The organism is Nocardiopsis sp. NPDC055879, assembly GCF_053615935.1.
Map to the genome: position 1 here is coordinate 1 of NZ_JBSHCT010000062.1, position 2,932 is coordinate 2,932.

The following is a 2,932-nucleotide window of genomic DNA, read 5'->3' on the forward strand; positions in this document are numbered from 1 at the left end:
ACCTCCTCGGTGAACAACGGGGCGAACCTCGGTTGCAACACCAACGCCTCCACCGTCAGGTCCAGCCGGCCCTTGTCCCACAGGTTCGCGAACCCGTCCGAGACGGCGGGCGCCGCCAACAACTTGCGGGCCGTGCCGAGTGGGCCCAGGTCCGACACCATGCTCAACAGCGCAGAGGGTGTGTACCCCGCCTCGTTCTTGGACCGCTCGTACAGACCCAGCATCTCTTTACCGAAGTCGGTCGTCTCCGGAGCCGAGTCCTCCTCGGTCCACCCCTCGTCCAACCAGGACGTCGCCATCGGCATCTTGGTGGACGACTCACCGAAGGGCTCGCGCCCCGACCGCTCGACGTATCCCCACAGCGAATCCACAGAGGTGAACACCTCATACCCCAGCTCCTGCAACCGGGGCAGGTCGGCCTGCTCGGGGTCCAATTCCAACACCACGGGTTTGCCCAGGCCCCGCTGCAACCCCTCCGGCCAGAACGCCTCCGCCTCGGCGATGACCTCGCCCCGCACCGGGTCGCTGATCACCGTGTCCAACTCGGGTTCGGCGTACCCGGCCTCTCACAGGGCGTCCACCAGCTCGCGAATCCGCGCCGCCCGTGGGTCCATCGGTGCCTCGGGGGCCACCGTGAGCGGGGTCAGTTCGGTCGCCTCATCGGATGCCGTGCCATCGAGCAGCTCCTCCAGGAAGGCGTTGGCCGCCTCCGCCAACAACGTCCGACGCGCGGCCAGGAAGTCCTGGTAGCACTGGAACGTCCGACCGTTTGGCGCGCACGCCGGCCGGATTCTCCCAGACCTGTTTGGAGACCATCGCGAACGAGGTCTGGGCGGTGAACACCCTCTCCCCGATGGGCATTCCGTACAGGGTACGGCCCAGCGAGCACAGGTCGGCGAGCGCGGTCGTCTCACCCGCCAGCAGCTGCTCGGGCGCCATGTACGCGAGGGTTCCCGGAGTATGGACGTCCCGGGTGATCCGGGGCATGTCGGTGCGCCCCAAGGCCACCGCCAACCCGAAGTCCAACACCTTCACCGTGCCGTCCGGTACCAACATCAGGTTGCCCGGCTTCAGGTCCCGGTGCACCAGCGAGGTACGGTGTGTCACCGTCAACACGGTGCAGGCCTGAGCGGAGATCCCACGACCTCCCGGCCCATCCGGATGTCGCGTCCTACCCAGACCTCGTGAGGCTACCGCAGTCGGAGAACCATCGGCCCGGCGACTGAGCGTGGACGGCGATCCACTGGTTGGTTCCGGCCAGGGGGACAGTCGGCGAACAAGTGCGGGAAGTGGCCTTCCACCTGCTCAAGATCGGTGAAGCGATCGCGGGCGATGGCACGGACGTTTGCGGATCGGGACACGTTCACAGCCAGGGCGCGGGGTGCTGTTCTCCGGTTTCGGGGTCGGTCATGAGCGTGGCCGGTTCGAAACGCTCCTGCTTGACGATGTTCTGGTTCTCATCGAGTTCGCGATGGATGATCTTGTTCCCCAATGCGTCGTAGATGGTTTCCCGAAGCAGTCGCCCCTGCTCGTCCCACTCGTGCCAAGGGCCAACGAGCCCGTATGGATGACGGCAAACACCTTGAGCGATCACACCCCCCTGAGCTGACCAGCGGAACACACTCCCTTCTTGACGACCGTCGACCATCGTCCGAACTTCAACAGTCCCATCAACGTTTCCATAGAAAACATCCCCTGTGTAAGCATTCTTATGCAAACCGTATTTTCCCCTGGTTTCATCGAAATCAAGATGTTCAACTGAAACTGTCATGGCAAACTGGCCAGGCTCGATCTCCCCAGGAGGATAGACCTTTGGAATTCGCTTCCATGCATTGGTTTGACCATAGCCATTTTCCTGATGCTGAACCTCGGGGCCAACCCTTGAAGTGGTCAAGCTCCCGAAGGAGTCCCACTTTTTTACTGTGTGAATTCTTTGCGAGTCATCGAATATTATTTCTGACAGAAGCTCTCCATCTTCTCCCCAAGTGTAGCTTCCGCCAAGAACCGGCTGGTTGACAGCAACATGCGAAAAGGAATCAAGCATGCCATCTGATGTGCGTGTGTACTCCGGGCCCCTGGCAATGCCGGAAATGTAAGTTCTATAGTTAACGAACCCCGAGTCAAGCTCTACGGCATACCCCGTAAAACCTTCACCTTGATAGCTCGCCTGAAATTCATCAATGAAGTCCATTTCTTCTTCATTAATAACTCTCAGCATGTCAGCTCCTATCATGCGGCATATTCGGTGGATCTTGGTAAACAGGAGACACTAGGTTCGGGTCATTTTTATCATGAGTCATTCTCCCGGAGAGTGGGTCGTGAGCATCGAAGAGTACGTGGTTGCAGTTGGCGCAAAAAGGGCACTCCAGGCTATCCCGGCCTTTCTTGAAAGTGTACCTGACATCAGCGTGAAGTTGATCAATCTCCGCACGGATATTCTTATTTGGAAAATCCAGCGACAGCTGGTCAAGATAATCCATGATCGCGCTGGCCGCCTTGACCTCAGCATGGCGGCCAGGGATGTCTCGATGAGGAGTGGGGTGCAAGCCCTCCTCTCCTTTAATGGCATTTCCGTCTTTATCGTACATTTGATACTGGCTTATGTTTTCCGCTTTCGCCCTTTCCTCGGTGATTGTCATTTGATCGATCCTGCTCTGAAGTTTCGGGTGCATCATAGAGCGGTCAAGGACAGATTTGGCTCCCCCGTTGATCCCCTCCGCCACAATCCCATTGATTCTATCTACGACGATTCCATTGACAGCGCCCTTTCTCGATCCAAGATCTTTCATGCTGATCATGGGCTCCCCTCTCCTTTTTCGTTCCTTGCTGAGATTCTCCTCCCTGTACTCATTGATTTCCCTTGTGCGATCCGTATTCAACTCTTGCAGCCATTTTTCAAAGTGCACAGTTGATCCATCTGGGCGAATCACTG

Annotated in this window: 3 protein-coding genes and 1 pseudogene; all 4 read right to left on the bottom strand. The window is 58.3% G+C overall.

All coding sequences use genetic code 11. From position 1 onward, the window contains the following. Window positions 1-533, bottom strand: a pseudogene (locus ACWGKS_RS29595) (hypothetical protein); the annotation flags it as partial. Window positions 534-657: 124 nt separating this feature from the next. After that, complete coding sequence (locus tag ACWGKS_RS29600; protein WP_452525021.1) at window positions 658-1,269, bottom strand: protein kinase domain-containing protein; 612 nt, start codon at window positions 1,267-1,269, stop codon at window positions 658-660. Between the two features lie 94 nt (window positions 1,270-1,363). Next, window positions 1,364-2,218 carry a hypothetical protein gene (locus ACWGKS_RS29605; protein ID WP_452525016.1) on the bottom strand — a complete coding sequence of 285 codons (855 nt, stop codon included), beginning with the start codon at window positions 2,216-2,218 and terminating at the stop codon, window positions 1,364-1,366. Between the two features lies 1 nt (window position 2,219). Continuing rightward, window positions 2,220-2,932, bottom strand: a 713-nt coding sequence (locus ACWGKS_RS29610) for a hypothetical protein (RefSeq protein WP_452525018.1), incomplete at its 5' end; no start/stop codon positions are given.

Bases quoted from the DNA above. Each gene is read 5' to 3' on its own strand.
- ACWGKS_RS29605 (WP_452525016.1), bottom strand. From the start codon at position 2,218: ATGCTGAGAGTTATTAATGAAGAAGAAATGGACTTCATTGATGAATTT.